Source organism: Chlorogloeopsis sp. ULAP02, from assembly GCF_038404745.2.
GTDB lineage: Bacteria > Cyanobacteriota > Cyanobacteriia > Cyanobacteriales > Nostocaceae > Chlorogloeopsis.
Window position 1 is genome coordinate 116,051 of the sequence record NZ_JAYKTT020000012.1, and the last position, 14,668, is coordinate 130,718.

Consider the following 14,668-nt stretch of genomic DNA (forward strand, 5'->3'; position numbering starts at 1 on the left):
ATTATCAACAAAAGCCGCCTGTACAGTAGTTAGTAGATAGTAGGTAGTAGTTGAGTTTTACTAAGAAAATTAACCAATAACCAATGACTCATCATGGCTTATTTGTTGGTTTAGTAACTTTGGATTTAATTTACCTTGCCCAATCTCCCCCTAAGAACAATCAGAAAATAGTTGCCACAGACTATATTGTCGCAGCAGGTGGCCCGGCTACAAATGCTGCGATCGCTTTTAGCCATTTAGATAGCACAGACAAAACTCAAAATTTCTCTACCTTGTTAGGTATAGTTGGTTCTCATCCGCTAACGCAATTGATTCGTGGAGACTTGCAAAAATATAGAGTAGCAATCAATGATCTGGATTCTACAACGAAAAACCCACCACCTGTTTCTTCTATAATTGTTACCCAAGCCAGCGGTGAACGAGCTGTAGTTTCCATCAACGCTGTCAAAACTCAAGCCGATCGCGAAGCTATTCCGCCAGAAATTTTACAAAATATTGATATCGTGCTGATTGATGGGCATCAAATGGCAGTTGGCATCGAAATTGCTCAAATGGCAAAAGCCAAAAATATTCCAATTGTCATTGATGGTGGTAGCTGGAAACATGGATTTGACAAACTCTTACCCTTGGTAGATTACGCAATTTGTTCTGCTAATTTCTATCCTCCCAACTGCCACACACAGGAAGATATGCTTGCCTATCTCACTCAAGTTGGTATTTCTCATATCGCTATTACGCACGGCGAAAAACCAATTCAGTATCTGACGCTAGGTACAAATGGCATTGTGAATGTTCCAAAAACTCAGGCTATTGATACACTGGGGGCTGGAGATATATTCCACGGTGCTTTTTGCCATTACATCTTACGGGAAAACTTTATCAGTGCTTTAGCATCAGCAGCGAAGATTGCTGCTTTTTCCTGTCAATTTTTTGGCACGCGCCGCTGGATGGAATCTTAAATATAGAGCAAAACGAATGCAAGATTTACAAGAAATACTTTTATTAGCTCGTTCCATCAGTTGGGAAGCAGCGGATATCCTCCGGTCTTACTATCACAAAAATTACAATTCTCTAGAAGTACAGTATAAAGATAGCGATCCTGTTACCATTGCTGACGTAGCTGTAAATAATTATATTTTAGAGAAGCTACAAGCAGCTTTAGGTAAAGAAAATTTTGTCTATATTAGCGAAGAAACCTACAAAGAAGAACAAAGCAAGCAGTTGAGTTCAGCATGGGCATGGATCATTGATCCGTTGGATGGAACGCGAGATTTTATCGAAAAAACAGGTGAATATGCCATTCATATTGCTTTGGTAAAAAATCATCGTCCGGTGCTAGCCACAGTAGCAGTTCCGGAAGCAGAAAAATTGTACTACGCCAGTAAAGGTGGCGGTGCATTTGTAGAAGCTTCTGATGGTAAAAGTACCACTTTAAAGTTATCACCACGCGATCGCATCGAAGATTTAACTCTCGTCGTCAGTCGTAGTCATCGCAACGAAAGCTTAAATTATTTACTGCAAAATTTACCTTGTCAAAATCAAAAATCTGTTGGTAGCGTTGGTTGTAAAATTGCCACAATTGTCGAAAATCAAGCAGATGTTTATATTTCCCTTTCTGGTAAATCTGCTCCTAAAGATTGGGATATAGCTGCACCAGAATTAATTCTGACAGAAGCTGGTGGTAAATTCACTCATTTTGACTCAACGCCATTGCAGTACAACACAGGAGATATCAGTCAATGGGGTGGTTTATTAGCTAGTAATGGACAGTTCCATGAAATACTTTGTCAGGATGCACAGAGAATTTTAAGAGAGTGGGAAAATAAATTCTAGAAGTGTTCATATGAACCCAATCTCACTGATCTAGTAATTATTAAAGTTTTGCAATAATGTTAATCGCTCAATAAGAACAGGGTTTAGGATCGCGACAGTATCTAAAAGTTTAAGTTTTGTCATTTAATTTGATTCACACCTTGCACCAGTCCCGCCAGCCTAGAGGCGAAGCCTCGAAACCCTCGTTACCAGGTTCAACCTGGTAACGAGAACTAGAGCCTCTGGCTCTTCTTGAGAATGGTGCAAGATATCATACCAGTTGAGAAACGCAGTAATCAAAGAGATTTTATCAAGCGATCGCTGTTCTCTCACTCACCTTCTTACCTATATTTCTTGTAAAATCAACTCCTGTGGACAGTCGATAGGGAGAAACTAGGGTTGCCTACACTTGGCGTAAATATCGATCACATTGCTACCATCCGGCAAGCGCGACGGACGGTGGAACCAGATCCCGTAGCGGCGGCGGTACTGGCAGAATTAGGCGGTGCAGACGGAATTACTGCCCATCTGCGCGAAGATAGGCGGCATATTCAAGAACGAGATGTGCGGCTGTTGCGACAGACAGTCAGAACGCACCTGAATTTAGAAATGGCTGCCACAGATGAAATGGTAGCGATCGCCCTCGATCTCAAACCAGACTACGTAACTTTAGTTCCCGAACGGCGGGAAGAAGTAACCACAGAAGGCGGACTGGATATTGTCGGTCAAATTGCTAGAATCAGAGAGGTTGTTGATAAATTACAAAGCGCTGGCATCCCAGTGAGTTTATTTATCGATGCAGAACCAGCACAAATTGAAGCATCTCGAACGGTAAAAGCAAAATTTATTGAACTGCACACCGGACGATATGCTGAGGCTAAAGACGAAACAAGTCGCAAGCAGGAATTAGATGTGTTGGCAGCCGGCTGCGAGCAAGCAATTAAAGCCGGATTAAGAGTCAACGCCGGACATGGACTTACCTACTGGAATGTCTATCCTGTGGCTTGTCTTCCTGGCATGGAAGAACTTAATATTGGTCATACCATCGTTAGTCGGGCAGCATTAGTCGGGATGGAAAGAGCTGTTCGGGAGATGAAACTTGCCATGCGCGGGCAGTTCTAAAGGATGAAGTGTGTAGACGCGCGTCAGCGAATTCTCCGCGTCTCCGTGTCAGCCTCAATCTGTTAATTTTTGGTTGACAGACTATCAGAGGGGAAATTCTCTGCGAAATCTAGAAATATGTTGGTATTTGCTTATACAGCAAATCAAATTTGTAACCAATAATTCTATGAGCGCAACACCATCTAAAAACCTTCCACTTTGGGTGCAGGATCGGGATACAGTCATTGCCCAAAGTACTGATGCTACTTGGCGTCACGGTATTCCCCCAGATTACACCGAATCAACAGCGGGTTTGGCACAAGAAAGTAAATGCAATCACGTTGAAGGTTCTCTAGAAGCGATCGCGCAAAACTTAGTCAGAACTTTTGAGATGGAGGCTTCTTTTAAAACCAACCCAGATCAATGGTTGTCAGTTGTCAATGACAAGTTTCGCATGAGTAGTAACGGCGGGCAAGCCTATACAGCCGAAGAAGTGTCTGCCTCTGGGACTTACAATTTATTTATCGGTGATACAGAAAATTATCAAGCTTCTCAGGAAACCTTTGAATCTTCGGGCAAATTATTCCGCACAGCATTTCCTAAAGGATTTTTATGGGAAGTGCTGGAAGTTTACTCTGCGCCACCAAAAGTTACATTTAAGTGGCGACATTGGGGAACTTTTAGTGGATACTACAAAGACTATGCACCTACAGAAGAAACAGTAGAGATAGTCGGCATGAGTGTTGCCCACCTGACTGAGGATTTAAAAATTCTTTCTGTCGAACACTACTTCGACAACAGCTTGTTCTTAGCAAAGCTGACAAGCAGTGGAAAACAAACTACCAACCAACAGCAAGCAACTGGTTGTCCTTTTAGCTCGTGGTTCAAGGGATTGAAGCTGAGATAATTCGGTAAGGACACAGTAAATTTTACTGTGTGCCAGTGTTAATCATTTAGCAACGAACGAAAATGCAAACATACTATTACGTTTTGGCTTCTCAACGCTTTCTGCTAGAAGAAGAACCGATGGAGGAAGTACTGCGGGAACGCACCCGTCATTACCACGAACAAGAAAAAGAAATTGACTTTTGGGTAGTCAAGCAACCCGCTTTCCTAGAAGCGCCAGAGATGGTAGCAGTGAAAGCTAAGTGTCCCCAGCCAGCAGTAGCAATTATTTCTACCAATTCCCAATTTATTACTTGGTTAAAATTACGCTTGGAGTACGTACTAACAGGAGAGTTTCAGGCTCCTTCTGAAACTATTTCCGACGCTTTAGCATCCTTAGCTACTGTATCCTAACTAAGAGTAAGGAGAGTAGGGGAAGCGAGAAAAAGTTTATACAATTTTCCGCTACTCCACCTCCCTATTTCTAATCTCCTTTGACGTGAGGATGTGAAGATTGATCCATAGCAGGAGTTTGGAGAATAGAATATTTTCTCACCCACCTAGAAATCTAGGAAATAAATTATATATATTTATAGTCAAATCCTGAAGATAATACGGTGGTATATGTATAAAATTGGGTTAAATAAATCTCAAAAATTGTCAAAAACCGTTGGAAGTAGTTTATTATTGGCGATCGCTTGGTTATTGGCAGGTATAAATACTACCTTTGCCCAGCAAAAAAACCTTCCCGTTTGTCAACCTCCAAATTCTGGTGAGTACCTATTGTTAGTCATCAGTCCCACCCCAGATAATCAAAATCAATTGCGCCGCGCCTTACCAAATGAAATTAAAACTACAACCTGTAGATATCTTACCGATACAGTTACGCGAATCGGCGGTTTTACTAAAATAGATGATGCTAATCGTTGGGCAAGATATATCAATAGTATTGTCGGATTAACTGCCATTATTACTACTCGTCCGGGAGAGCATTTAGCAAATCAAACAACTCCAAAAACTCCAACACTTCCAACACCTCCAACCACTCCAACACTTCCAACACCTCCAACCACTCCAACCACTCAGCTAAATCAGCTCAATCAACTAAATCAGACAGCAACTTATCAACCCCAACGTCTAAAGCGTGGTTTTGCAGTCTTAGTTGATTATTTCAATCGTCCAGAGGTAGCAAATCAAATCAAAGAAATTGTAAGAGGTGACGTTGGTTTTGTTTCCTACGGACAACGCCCTTACTTGTTGGCAACTTACACAACTAATCAACAAGATGCTTACAGTACATTGCAAAAACTATCAGAACGCGGTTTTTTTGCTGTGATTGTTGATAGTAGTAAGGTAATGTTATTAAGACCGATAGTAAATTTACCAAATTCCCAATTCTAAAGTTATCCATTCAAAACAAATAAAAATGTACACCTTCTATGTTCAATTTTTAATTTAATTAGTAAAATCAAATGAAATTTATAAAATGTGGTTCAATTGGGTAATTATAATCTAGCTGTTGATAGTTACTTATTTAAACGAAATTAATTATAAAAACTTCTCTATTTTCTTAGAATCAACTTATGAATTTAAGATTAACTTGTAACTTCAAAGTTCATTTTCAGTAAAAAAATCAACTAACTAAATCTCAATGATAGTTATAAAAGCTAATCTTGTACCAATAAGAAATTGCAGTAGGTAAACTAACTATTTTCCGGTGTTATATGTCTTGACTTTATAACCGCTATGATTAATTGCTCCTATATCATTGTGTTAAAGATAAATAAGGACAATCCTTGCGCCTAAATGTGTAAATTATAGTAGGTGACAGGGTTAAAAGTCTTTTGATATCTAAGCTTGATCATCTGTTAGTATCCTAACCATTTTGGCTATTGCCATACATAACATAACAGCTTAGTAGTGTTTCAAATTGATAAATTCGCAATTCAAAATCTCAATCATGGTATGATACTGAGATTTAATTATAGGCATAGCGTGCCAGCCAAGAAATGGTAATACCCAATGCCGAGCCAGCAATTACTTGAAAAGGAGTATGTCCTAGTAATTCCTTGAGGCGATCGCCTGTAAACTCTGGGTGTTCATCAAATAGTTCATCAATCATTTGATTGAGAATGCGAGCTTGTTTACCAGCAGCTTGACGAACTCCAGCAGCATCGTACATAACGATAATGGCAAAAACTGTAGCAACTGCAAATTCTGCGGATGCCCAACCACGAGTCTGCCCTACACCCGCTGCCAGTGATGTAACCAGAGCTGAGTGAGCGCTGGGCATACCTCCTGTTGTCACTAAGGCGCGTACGTTCAGCTTCCGATTCTTAATTAACTCGATTACGAGCTTTAAAGTTTGAGCAATTAAACAAGCTACTAGAGCAACCACCAGCACCTGGTTATCTAAAATGTCGCCTATGTCCTGCATGATATTTTAGTCAGGTTAACAAAATTATGAGCAGCGGTTTTATGTGTGAGGAAAATCGCGCTACTTTGCATGGGGAAACCTCCCCAAGTTTCGATTTCTTGTGTCTTATGACTGCTTCTGGCACGCGAATACCTAGAAAGTCAAAAATTAACCTAATGATTGCGACTGGTAATAAAGTGAGCCAGTGCCACTAAAGGTTCTGCCGCCTTTCCAAAAGGTTCTAATTCCGCACAAGCTGCCTCAATAAGTTTTTGAGCTTGTTTGCGAGATTCTTCAATTCCCCAAAGACTAGGATAAGTCACTTTTTTGGCTTGTTGGTCTTTGCCTGCGGTTTTACCTAATTGTTCTTGGGTAGCAGTGACATCCAGAACGTCATCAATAATCTGAAATGCCAAACCAATATTCTGAGCATAACTAAATAATCTTTGTAAATCTTTCTCAGATGCTCCTGCGAGTACACCGCCACAAACAATACAAGCTTTTAAAAGCGCTCCTGTTTTGTGATTGTGAATAAAATTTAGCGTTTCTAAAGAAATATCTGACTTTCCTTCCGATTCTAAATCTACTACTTGACCGCCGACTAATCCAGCAGCCCCTACAGCACGTCCCAAATGAGCAACTACCTGCAACACTCGTTCGGGAGGTACATTTTTGGTATTAGCGGCAATATACTCAAAAGCGTAAGCCAACAAGCCATCTCCAGCTAAAATGGCGACATCTTCTCCATAAACCTTGTGATTTGTTAGCTTGCCACGACGGTAATCATCATTATCCATAGCTGGCAGATCATCGTGAATTAATGACATCGTGTGGATCATCTCCAAGGCACATGCTGTTGGCATTGCCATTTCGATCGTACCGCCTGTCATCTCACAAGTTGCAAGACAAAGAATGGGACGCAGACGCTTACCTCCAGCTAAGAGTGAGTAGCGCATCGCTTCGTAAATTTTTTCTGGGTAGCGCACGGAAATCGTCCGCTCCAGGGCTGCTTCACAAAGCTGTTGTCGTTCTTTCAAATAGGTAATGAGATCAAAATTTGCTTGTTTTGGAGTCGGTTTCAGGTTATCCGCTGCTACCATTCCTATATTTCCTTATGTTTTATGTTATTCACGTAACAATTTTAAGGGTCTGTGGTAATTTGAGATTTAGAATTTAGGCTCTACTCTTAACTAACCATAGTTTTTGGTTTGATAAGTGCAACTGGCAACTTAAAATCTCTAATTTAAACTTGATTTTGTCACCCTTAAATAAGTAGAAAAGGTATTTTGCAATAACATGGCAACGGTCATAGGACCAACACCACCAGGAACTGGGGTGAGAAATTCTGCCACACCAGCAACTGAGTCAAAATTGACATCTCCGACTAGGCGACTGTTGCCACCGACATCAGTAATGCGATTTATTCCCACATCTACCACAACAGCGCCAGGTTTCACCATTTGTGCTGAAATCAGTTCTGGACGACCTACTGCTGCAATTAGAATATCAGCATTTTTGGTAATGGCAGCTAGATCTTGCGATCGCGAATGGGCAACTGTCACTGTGGCATCAGCTTCCAATAGCATTAACGCTAGTGGTTTGCCCACCAAAATACTGCGTCCTAATACTGTTGCTTGTTTCCCTCGCAAAGGAATTTCATACTCTTGCAACAGGCGCATTACTCCAGCAGGAGTACAACTGCGTAAACCAGATTCTCCCCGCATTAATTTTCCCATGTTTACTGGGTGCAGTCCGTCAGCATCTTTATCGGGGTGAATTTGATGTAATAGAGAAACAGCATCCAGGTGGTTTGGTAGGGGTAACTGCACTAGAATACCATCTACCCGCTCATCCTGGTTTAGAGTATGAATAGCTTCCTCAAGTTCGGCTTGAGTAGTTTCTGTGGGGAAATGCTTACCAAAAGAGGCAATACCAACTTTTGCGCAAGCTCGCTCTTTGCCGCGTACATATGCAGCTGAGGCGGGGTTGTCGCCAACCATTAGTACTGCTAAACCTGGAGGGCGTTCTATTTGAGGTTGTAGTTGGGTAATCTCAGCAGCAAGCTCTTGCTGAATTTTTGCAGCTAAAGCTTTACCATCGAGTAACTTGGCAGTTTTTGTTTCCATTCTATTATTAGAAGTACGCTCTTACTTCGGCGTTGCTGTCCGATACCGTAGCAGCACTCACCAAATATAGACTCCTCAAAGAATTGTGAGATTTTTAGTTAGGGCTTCATTGATAGCTTTTGGTTGATGTTTATTTGCTGTAGGAAACATTAACCAACCACCAACAAAACAACGACCAAAACACAATCTCTCACAAATCAGATTCAGATCTCTATCTTTATCTTCTCAGATTGGTTGCTTCAGGTGGGAGTGTTTTTCTCATACCGCAGAACATCCTCTTGATAGGAATTTACTCATTTAAAGTTGCGACTAAGCAACTACTGATGCCACAATTTCCGAAAAAGGTATCTTTTATGCTACAGGCAAAAGAAAAATTCCTCATTATTACGGTATCTCATTTGGGTTTGATGTGTATACTTTCTTCAGGATTAGTGGGTTGCAGTCAGTTTAGTTTTTCCAAGGTAAATGCACTAGGAGCAAATGTAACTCCAATTCGGGAACTACAGTCACAACCAAGCATCGGTACGACAGCATACATTCAAGGCAAAGTAGAGAGGCGAGTACCTCTACTGAAGCGGCAGGCGTATTTAATTAACGACTCCACAGGAAAAATTTGGGCTATTACCAATCAAACTGCTTTGCAAGAGGGAGAATACGCAGTTATCAAAGGCAAAATTAAATATCAGCCTATACCTATAGCTGGCAAAGATTTTGGAGAAGTATTTCTAGAAGAAAAGTAAAAATCAGAACATCAAAATATAACTTTATAGATCTTAGCTAGTTGTCCTACATCTGACGTTTTGGTTGTCAGTCTTTCAGCAAGATGTGGACAATAAAGAACGTTGATACTTATACAGTAGTAAATATGGCTGCTCATGTAGCGATCGCTATTCTCTACCAAAAAAACAAGTTTCTCATGCAACTGCGGGATAATATTCCCACTATTCTTTATCCTGGATACTGGGCGCTATTTGGCGGACATATAGAATCCGGTGAAACTCCAGATATAACAGTAAAGCGAGAAATTTTAGAAGAAATTAATTACGAGCTACCACAAAAATTTGATGAGTTTGGCTGTTATGGTGATGATAGGGTGATTCGTCACGTTTTTCATGCGCCGCTTTTGGTGGAATTAGATCAGCTAGTTCTTAACGAAGGTTGGGATATGGGCTTACTTACACCGGAAGACATCAGCCAAGGTAGCTGTTACTCAACAGTAGCAGGGGAAGTTCGACCTATAGGAACCGTACATCAACGTATATTGTTAGATTTTATACAGAAAATGAATATATAGAATCAGTGCCATGCAATCAGTAAACAAACTACCGCGATGGTTAACCTTTGGCTTGGCATTTCCCCTTGTCATCCTCAACGGCTGGGTATTGCTTCAGGTAATCAGGTATTTTCAGCCATTAGTTAGCATTTTAATTGCTGCTTTATTGCTGGCTTTTCTGTTAGATTATCCCATCCGATTTTTTCAAAAACAAGGAATAAAACGCAACGTTGCTATTACGCTCGCCTTATTGCTAACTGCATTTATATTGGTGGCTTTAGGTATCACTGTGGTACCGCTAATCATACAGCAAATCAATGAACTGGCTAATATTTTGCCGACTTGGATTGATTCTGGTAGTCAACAGCTACAAAATTTTCAAAACTGGGCAACAACAGAACAATTACCAGTACACCTAAGTGGATTATTACCCCAAATTCTCGACCGAGTATCAACTCAAATTCAAAATTTTACTGGCAAAATATTAAGCTTTGCTTTAGATACTATCGGCAGTCTCGTCAACATTTTGCTGACAGTAGTGTTGACTTTCTACCTAGTCTTAAATGGAGAAAGTATCTGGGACGGAATATTTTTATGGTTTCCGTCGCACATCGGAACATACATTCGTCAATCACTACGCGAGGACTTTCAAAATTACTTTCTTGGTCAATTAACTTTAGCTACTATCTTGGCAACAGGAATTACACTAGCATTTTTAGTGCTGCAAGTTCCATTAGGTTTATTATTCGGATTAGTAATAGGTTTTTTTGCTTTATTCCCTTTTGGTACGGGAATAGGAATTGGTATAGTTAGCTCTTTAGTGGCATTAAATAACTTTTGGTTGGGAGTAGAAGTTTTAATTGTCGCAGTAGCAATTGACCAATTTAATTCTAATTTTGTTGCCCCTCGTATTCTTGGTAATTTAACTGGTTTAAATCCTGTGTGGGTAGTTATTTCCTTACTTTTAGGGGCAAAATTAGGAGGACTATTGGGATTATTAGTTGCAATTCCTTTGGCTAGTTTTATTAAAAGTGTTGCAGATAGTTGGCGTGAAGGAAAATTTGAGAAAGTGGAAGAGATAGAGTCAGAACCAACTGTAGTGATCAGTGAGAAAATAGAAACTTTATAGTTAGTTAAATAGTGGACATTTGACATCTAGAATCATGATTAAAAAATCACATCTTCGTAAAGTGCTGCCATCGTTCCTTCAAAATTAATGCTATTTAGTCGAAAGTATTCTTGCTGCGAAGTGTACGATCGCAAAACCCATAACCCTTCATTATTACGCTGGAAGCACTCCACTCGCTGACGTTTAGTATTGATTAAAAAATACTCTTGTAAGCTCTCCAATACTTGGTAATCAGCGAATTTATCGCCCCGATCGAAGGCTTCAGTAGAGTCAGATAAAACTTCGACAATTAAACAAGGATATTTTTTATAAGCTGGCGTTTCTTGGTCTCGTTGGTCGCAAGTAACCATCACATCAGGATAGTAAAATCGATTCAGGGATTCGATTCGTACTTTCATATCAGAGATATAAACACGACAGCCAGATCCGCGTACATGATTGCGGAGCAGAGCAAACAAATTTCCGGCAATAGTAACGTGAGGATCTAGCGCTCCAGCCATTGCGTAGATATACCCATCAATGTACTCATGCTTGACATCACTGTGTTCCTCCATTTCGAGGTATGCCTTGGCAGTGAGATAGTCTTGTTGAGGAGAAGCAATCATAAGTTAAAACCTCGCTGAGTTTTTGCTCCTAATTTGAAAAATAATTGCGACAGATGGAATATTTAAGAGCTTATCCAGTATTTTTTCACAATCTAAAATCAAAAATAGTATGAGTTCTAGGTTAGCGTTTGAGAACAGCAAGTTAGACTCCCACGGGCAAGTAGCCCACAACGCTCGTCATGAAAATTTGAATCTTAATACATCCTTACACCCCCACACCCTCACACCCATTTTCAAGACAGTATTGAGTTAGTTAACAAACCTTGAACAAAATGAAAGTATCGCTGATAACGCGATATCATCGTATCTTATGTCAGTTGCCATCTGTACTGCTAAACTTCGATGACTGCTTCTCACTCTGCATCCCAACCCACTGGAAACAACAATGCGATTGCGCCTATTTCTGATTATCGAACCGTGGATCGCAGCAAGCTGACTCAAATGTTCCAGCATTATGTCGAAACCAAAGAGAAGCATCCTCACGCGGTGTTGTTGTATCGGGTGGGAGATTTCTTTGAATGCTATTTCCAAGATGCTGTTACTTTGGCACAGGAGTTAGAACTATTCCTGACTAGCAAGCCAGTCGGAGAAGTGGGCAGAGTAGCAATGAGTGGTGTCCCGCACCATGCTTGGGAGCGTCATGCAACTTTGTTGGTAGAAAAAGGCTATGCGGTTGTCATTTGCGATCAAGTAGAAGATGCGGCGGAAGCGGCTGGTAGATTGGTACGGCGGGAAATAACACGCATTCTCACTCCCGGTACTTTGCTCGAAGAGGGAATGCTAAAATCTGGTCGCAATAATTACTTGGCAGCTGTGGTAATTGCAGGGGAGCATTGGGGTTTAGCATATGCGGATATCTCTACAGGTGAATTCCTCACTACCCAAGGCAGCAATTCGGAACATTTGACACAGGAATTGATGCGCTTACAGCCAGCGGAAGTTCTAATTCCTACCAATGCTCCTGATTTGGGAGGTTTATTACGTCCGGGAGAAAAATCTGAGCATTTGCCGGAATGTTTGCCACCTGCTTTTTGTTATGCTTTACGATCGCAAATTCCTTTCTCGGCAGGAGAAGCCAGAGCCAGATTGTTGCAGAAGTTTAAAGTGCGATCGCTCGAAGGTATGGGTTGCGAACATCTTCCCCTAGCAGTGCGTGCCGCTGGCGGTCTTCTGCAATACTTAGAAGAAACCCAAAAACATAACTCAGTTCCGCTCCAAGCCCTCCGTACCTACACCATTACTGATTACCTAATTGTTGACCATCAAACACGCCGCAACCTGGAAATTACGCAAACAGTTCGAGATGGCAGTTTTCATGGTTCCTTGCTGTGGGCGTTAGATAGAACTAGTACAGCAATGGGCAGTCGTGCCTTGCGGCGGTGGTTATTACAACCGCTACTTGATATCAAAGGGATTCGGGCGCGACAAGATACGATTCAAGAATTAGTAGAAAATACTCCCCTACGTCAAGATTTACGGCAGTTGCTACGGCAAATTTATGACTTGGAACGCCTCACAGGCAGGGCTGGCTCTGGTACTGCTAACGGCAAAGATTTAGTAGCTTTGGCAGATTCGCTTGCTAAATTACCAGAATTAGCGCTATTAGTATCAGAAACTCGTTCTCCTTTTCTTAAAGCCTTACAAAAAGTGCCGCCTGTATTGGAAGAATTGGCACAAAAAATCAGCGCTCATCTGATTGAGACGCCACCAGTACATATTAAAGAGGGTGGATTAATTCGTCCTGGGGTGAACAAGCACTTGGATGAAAGACGTGTTTTGGTAGAAGAAGATCAAAAATGGATTGCCAATTTAGAAGTAGACGAACGCTCAAGAACGGGAATTCAAACACTAAAGGTAGGATTTAACAAAACTTTCGGTTATTACATCAGTATTTCCCGTGCTAAAGCTGACCAAGTACCGTCAAATTATATACGCAAGCAGACACTGACAAATGAGGAACGCTACATTACTCCGGAACTAAAGGAACGGGAAGCACGAATCCTCACAGCGCGAGACGATTTAAATCAGATGGAGTATGAAATTTTTGTAGCACTACGAGAAGAGGTGGGACAGCAGGCAGAGGTAATCCGCAATCTTTCCCGTGCAGTGGCAGCAGCAGATGTACTATGTGGCTTGGCAGAATTGGCAGTGCATCAAGGTTATTGTTGTCCAGAAATGGTAGAAGGACGAGAAATTTATATTGTGGATGGACGGCATCCGGTAGTAGAACAGTCTTTGCCTGCGGGATTTTTTGTGCCGAATTCGACTCAATTAGGGAACGGGGGACAGGGGACAGGGGACAGGGAACAGGGAAATACGGAGAAAGGAGGAAGCGGAGAAAGTGAGGCGGTTATCTCTTCAGTGCCTGCGTCCCCGCGTCCCTGCGTCCCCGCGTCCTCATCTCCCGACTTAATTATCCTCACCGGGCCGAATGCGAGTGGTAAAAGTTGTTATTTAAGGCAAGTGGGATTGATACAACTGATGGCGCAAATTGGCAGTTTTGTACCTGCTAGTTTTGCTCGATTAGGGATATGCGATCGCATTTTTACTCGTGTAGGTGCGGTAGATGATTTAGCCACCGGTCAATCTACGTTCATGGTGGAGATGAACGAAACGGCGAATATCCTCAACCATGCTACATCGCGGTCTTTAGTATTACTAGATGAAATTGGGCGCGGAACGGCAACTTTCGATGGTCTTTCTATTGCTTGGGCGGTAGCAGAGTACCTAGCAACGGAAATTCGAGCTAGAACAATTTTTGCCACCCATTACCACGAGCTGAATGAATTGGCATCGTTGTTGGAAAATGTGGCAAATTATCAAGTGACAGTGAAGGAATTACCAGAACAAATTATTTTTTTACACCAAGTTCAACCGGGAGGTGCTGACAAGTCCTATGGCATAGAAGCAGGAAGATTAGCAGGTTTACCCAAGGTGGTGATTCAACGAGCTAAACAAGTAATGGGGCAAATCGAAAAACACAGTAAGATTGCGATCAGTTTACGTGAGGGTTTGTAAGTCAGAGACTAGCGCCGCTTGATAGAACTATAAATGCCGATCCTGATGACTGCGACATAAATTTAATTTTATCCCCCCATAGGGGGATGTATACTGAATAACTGAGAAGCGTTTACCTTCAGGAAAAGGCTAATTTTGGTGTACCTAATAGGCTTCCTTAAGCAGCGATCGCAAACCAATCTTTGCTATTCCTCAAGCAACACCTTGTGAATTATCCAATCAGCCTCAATTGATTTGGCAAAGTCGAACAATACACAAGACTGCTAGTGTCAATCGACAAATTTATCCTTGATCCAGCTCCAA

14 protein-coding genes are annotated in these 14,668 nt (G+C 41.4%); 10 read left to right on the top strand and 4 right to left on the bottom strand.

Annotated features, from left to right (window positions below):
* The first annotated feature begins 83 nt into the window (after positions 1-83).
* The 6 genes from U2718_RS07375 to U2718_RS07400 all read left to right on the top strand — a co-directional run bounded on the left by U2718_RS07375 (position 84) and on the right by U2718_RS07400 (position 5,199).
* A complete protein-coding gene (locus U2718_RS07375) occupies positions 84-959 on the top strand; it encodes a sugar kinase (RefSeq protein WP_341993276.1) in 876 nt (291 codons plus the stop codon).
* 16 nt (positions 960-975) lie between these two features.
* Positions 976-1,833, top strand: a complete 858-nt coding sequence (locus U2718_RS07380) for a 3'(2'),5'-bisphosphate nucleotidase CysQ (protein ID WP_341993277.1) — start codon at positions 976-978, stop codon at positions 1,831-1,833.
* A gap of 378 nt (positions 1,834-2,211) precedes the next feature.
* Positions 2,212-2,934: a pyridoxine 5'-phosphate synthase gene (locus U2718_RS07385; protein ID WP_341993278.1), complete on the top strand. Its 723-nt coding sequence runs from the start codon at positions 2,212-2,214 to the stop codon at positions 2,932-2,934.
* A 166-nt stretch (positions 2,935-3,100) separates the two neighbouring features.
* Complete coding sequence (locus U2718_RS07390; protein ID WP_341993279.1) at positions 3,101-3,820, top strand: SnoaL-like polyketide cyclase; 720 nt, start codon at positions 3,101-3,103, stop codon at positions 3,818-3,820.
* Positions 3,821-3,882: 62 nt separating this feature from the next.
* A complete protein-coding gene (locus tag U2718_RS07395) occupies positions 3,883-4,212 on the top strand; it encodes an MgPME-cyclase complex family protein (protein ID WP_341993280.1) in 330 nt (109 codons plus the stop codon).
* A 210-nt stretch (positions 4,213-4,422) separates the two neighbouring features.
* A complete protein-coding gene (locus tag U2718_RS07400; protein ID WP_341993281.1) occupies positions 4,423-5,199 on the top strand; it encodes a hypothetical protein in 777 nt (258 codons plus the stop codon).
* Between the two features lie 577 nt (positions 5,200-5,776).
* On the opposite strand, the gene U2718_RS07405 is transcribed toward U2718_RS07400, so the two are convergent.
* From U2718_RS07405 to folD, 3 genes are all read right to left on the bottom strand, one after another.
* Positions 5,777-6,235: a divergent PAP2 family protein gene (locus tag U2718_RS07405; protein ID WP_289790167.1), complete on the bottom strand. Its 459-nt coding sequence runs from the start codon at positions 6,233-6,235 to the stop codon at positions 5,777-5,779.
* Between the two features lie 152 nt (positions 6,236-6,387).
* Positions 6,388-7,314, bottom strand: coding sequence for a geranylgeranyl diphosphate synthase CrtE (gene crtE, locus U2718_RS07410; protein WP_341993283.1), 927 nt, complete (start codon positions 7,312-7,314; stop codon positions 6,388-6,390).
* A 138-nt stretch (positions 7,315-7,452) separates the two neighbouring features.
* Positions 7,453-8,340: a bifunctional methylenetetrahydrofolate dehydrogenase/methenyltetrahydrofolate cyclohydrolase FolD gene (gene folD, locus U2718_RS07415; RefSeq protein WP_341993284.1), complete on the bottom strand. Its 888-nt coding sequence runs from the start codon at positions 8,338-8,340 to the stop codon at positions 7,453-7,455.
* A gap of 353 nt (positions 8,341-8,693) precedes the next feature.
* On the opposite strand from folD, the gene U2718_RS07420 reads away from it, so the two are divergent.
* The 3 genes from U2718_RS07420 (at position 8,694) to U2718_RS07430 (ending at position 10,742) form a co-directional block, all read left to right on the top strand.
* Positions 8,694-9,080, top strand: coding sequence for a hypothetical protein (locus U2718_RS07420; RefSeq protein WP_341993285.1), 387 nt, complete (start codon positions 8,694-8,696; stop codon positions 9,078-9,080).
* A 125-nt stretch (positions 9,081-9,205) separates the two neighbouring features.
* Positions 9,206-9,634: an NUDIX hydrolase gene (locus tag U2718_RS07425; RefSeq protein WP_341993487.1), complete on the top strand. Its 429-nt coding sequence runs from the start codon at positions 9,206-9,208 to the stop codon at positions 9,632-9,634.
* 10 nt (positions 9,635-9,644) lie between these two features.
* Positions 9,645-10,742, top strand: a complete 1,098-nt coding sequence (locus U2718_RS07430) for an AI-2E family transporter (RefSeq protein WP_341993286.1) — start codon at positions 9,645-9,647, stop codon at positions 10,740-10,742.
* Between the two features lie 38 nt (positions 10,743-10,780).
* On the opposite strand, the gene U2718_RS07435 is transcribed toward U2718_RS07430, so the two are convergent.
* Positions 10,781-11,347 carry a Uma2 family endonuclease gene (locus U2718_RS07435; RefSeq protein WP_341993287.1) on the bottom strand — a complete coding sequence of 189 codons (567 nt, stop codon included), beginning with the start codon at positions 11,345-11,347 and terminating at the stop codon, positions 10,781-10,783.
* A gap of 342 nt (positions 11,348-11,689) precedes the next feature.
* On the opposite strand from U2718_RS07435, the gene mutS reads away from it, so the two are divergent.
* Entirely contained in the window at positions 11,690-14,365 is a 2,676-nt protein-coding gene (mutS, locus tag U2718_RS07440) for a DNA mismatch repair protein MutS (protein WP_341993288.1), read from the top strand.
* Positions 14,366-14,668: the final 303 nt, after the last annotated feature.

Bases quoted from the DNA above. Each gene is read 5' to 3' on its own strand.
- U2718_RS07425 (WP_341993487.1), top strand. From the start codon at position 9,206: ATGGCTGCTCATGTAGCGATCGCTATTCTCTACCAAAAAAACAAGTTT.
- U2718_RS07395 (WP_341993280.1), top strand. From the start codon at position 3,883: ATGCAAACATACTATTACGTTTTGGCTTCTCAACGCTTTCTGCTAGAA.
- U2718_RS07400 (WP_341993281.1), top strand. From the start codon at position 4,423: ATGTATAAAATTGGGTTAAATAAATCTCAAAAATTGTCAAAAACCGTT.
- mutS (WP_341993288.1), top strand. From the start codon at position 11,690: ATGACTGCTTCTCACTCTGCATCCCAACCCACTGGAAACAACAATGCG.
- U2718_RS07380 (WP_341993277.1), top strand. From the start codon at position 976: ATGCAAGATTTACAAGAAATACTTTTATTAGCTCGTTCCATCAGTTGG.
- U2718_RS07435 (WP_341993287.1), bottom strand. From the start codon at position 11,347: ATGATTGCTTCTCCTCAACAAGACTATCTCACTGCCAAGGCATACCTC.
- U2718_RS07375 (WP_341993276.1), top strand. From the start codon at position 84: ATGACTCATCATGGCTTATTTGTTGGTTTAGTAACTTTGGATTTAATT.
- U2718_RS07390 (WP_341993279.1), top strand. From the start codon at position 3,101: ATGAGCGCAACACCATCTAAAAACCTTCCACTTTGGGTGCAGGATCGG.
- folD (WP_341993284.1), bottom strand. From the start codon at position 8,340: ATGGAAACAAAAACTGCCAAGTTACTCGATGGTAAAGCTTTAGCTGCA.
- U2718_RS07405 (WP_289790167.1), bottom strand. From the start codon at position 6,235: ATGCAGGACATAGGCGACATTTTAGATAACCAGGTGCTGGTGGTTGCT.
- crtE (WP_341993283.1), bottom strand. From the start codon at position 7,314: ATGGTAGCAGCGGATAACCTGAAACCGACTCCAAAACAAGCAAATTTT.
- U2718_RS07430 (WP_341993286.1), top strand. From the start codon at position 9,645: ATGCAATCAGTAAACAAACTACCGCGATGGTTAACCTTTGGCTTGGCA.
- U2718_RS07420 (WP_341993285.1), top strand. From the start codon at position 8,694: ATGCTACAGGCAAAAGAAAAATTCCTCATTATTACGGTATCTCATTTG.